This window comes from Mesorhizobium sp. P5_C1, from assembly GCF_054049815.1.
The window spans coordinates 1-1,951 of sequence record NZ_JBFULQ010000788.1 but is presented as its reverse complement, the minus strand read 5'-3'; the positions used below and the strand labels follow the sequence as shown (position 1 = coordinate 1,951).

Sequence of the window (1,951 nt, the reverse complement as noted above, 5' to 3'; positions counted from 1 at the left end):
GTGATCACGGCAGATTTCGGAACGTCGCCATCTTTTGTTCGCGAATTGGGAACTGAAGAGGTACACGGCCATTGTTTTGCGACGTATCAACCGGTACGAGTCAAATGATGCAGTGCACAATAAACAGGATGGCGGAGTAACTGGGGTGACCCTTCTGCAAATCTACTGGCGAGCGCTCGGTTATCTGGCCGCAGACAGGAAACGCGTCGCGTTGATCTGTTCGGCCAACGTCGCTCTCGCGATCATCGCCATTCTTGAGCCGATCATGTTCGGACGGGTGATCGATGCGATTTCCGAACGCGGTTCGGTTTTTGCCACGCTTGCCCTGTGGGCGGGACTGGGCGCCTTCAACATCGTGGCCTTCGTCCTGGTGGCGCGCGGTGCCGATCGCTTTGCCCACAAGCGGCGCAGCGAGGTGCTTTGCCAGTCGTTCGAGCGCGTGATCACCATGCCGCTTGCCTGGCATCACCAGCGCGGCACCTCCAATGCCCTGCACACCCTGTTGCGCGCGGTCGAGACCCTGTTCAGCCTGTGGCTTGAATTCATGCGCCAGCACCTGTCGACGGCGGTCGCACTGTTCCTGCTGATCCCGACCGCGATCAGCATGGACCTGCGTATGTCGATGGTGCTGCTGGCGCTCGGCGTGCTCTATGTTGGCATCGGCCGGCTGGTGATGAAGCGGACCAAGGAAGGTCAGGCCGCGGTTGAGCGCCATTACCACAAGGTTTTCGCGCATGTGACCGACTCGGTCTCCAACGTCGCCGTCCTGCAGAGCTACAACCGCCTCGGCCACGAGGCGGACACGCTGCGCCGCTACGTCAAGAACCTGCTCGACGCGCAGAACCCGGTGCTCGACTGGTGGGCGATGGCCAATGCGCTGCACCGTCTGTCGTCGACGATTTCGATGATGGTGGTGCTGCTGATCGGCGCCTATCTGGTCACCCATGGCCAGCTGCGTATCGGCGACGTCATCGCCTTCACCGGCTTTGCCACGCTGCTGATCGCCAGGCTCGACCAGATGTCGGCTTTCGCCAACCAGATTTCGGAGGCCCGTGCCAAGCTCGAGGACTTCTACCACCTCGAGGATTCCGCGGCCGACGCCGCCGAGCCGGACGGGTTGCGCGATCTCACCAACGTCACCGGCCATGTTCGCTTCGAGAATGTCGGCTTCGAATTCGCCAATTCGGGCCAGGGCATCGACGACGTGTCGTTCGAGGTCCAGGCCGGTCAGACGGTCGCCATCGTCGGCCCGACGGGGGCCGGCAAGACCACGCTCATCAATCTGCTGCAGCGCGTCTTCTCGCCGTCCCATGGCCGTATCCTGGTCGACGGCATCGACACCCGCAGCGTGACCCGCAAGTCGCTGCGTCATTCGATCGCCACCGTGTTCCAGGATGCGGGCCTGCTCAACCGCTCGATCGAGGACAACATCCGCGTCGGCCGGGCTGACGCGACCAATGACGAGGTCCATGCAGCCGCCACCGCGGCTGCCGCGCAGGACTTCATCCTGTCCAAGAGCAATGGCTATGACACGCTGGTTGGCGAACGTGGCGGCCAGCTGTCAGGTGGCGAGCGCCAGCGCATCGCTATTGCCCGCGCCGTGCTGAAGGATGCCCCTATCCTGGTGCTCGACGAGGCGACCAGCGCCCTCGACGTCGAGACCGAGGATCGGGTCAAGGAAGCGATCGACGAATTGCGGCGCGACCGCACCACCTTCATCATCGCCCACCGCCTGACCACCGTTCGCGACGCCGATCTGGTCGTGTTCATGGACAAGGGCAGGGTGGTCGAGATGGGCGGCTTCGCCGAACTGTCGATGCGCAATGGCCGCTTTGCCAGCCTGCTGCGCGCCGGCGGCCTGCTCAACGACGAGGAGGTTCGCCGCCTCAGCCGCACCGTGCAGCAACAGCAGGAAGCCGCCGCCTGATTTCGTTCTTACCTCCCCCTTGTG

At 63.3% G+C, this 1,951-nt stretch carries 1 protein-coding gene; it reads left to right on the top strand.

Going from position 1 to position 1,951, the window contains the following annotated elements; genetic code table 11:
- The first annotated feature begins 145 nt into the window (after nucleotides 1–145).
- Nucleotides 146–1,927, top strand: coding sequence for a glucan ABC transporter ATP-binding protein/ permease (locus ACXJ7R_RS31285; protein ID WP_095085827.1), 1,782 nt, complete (start codon nucleotides 146–148; stop codon nucleotides 1,925–1,927).
- Nucleotides 1,928–1,951 lie beyond the last annotated feature (24 nt).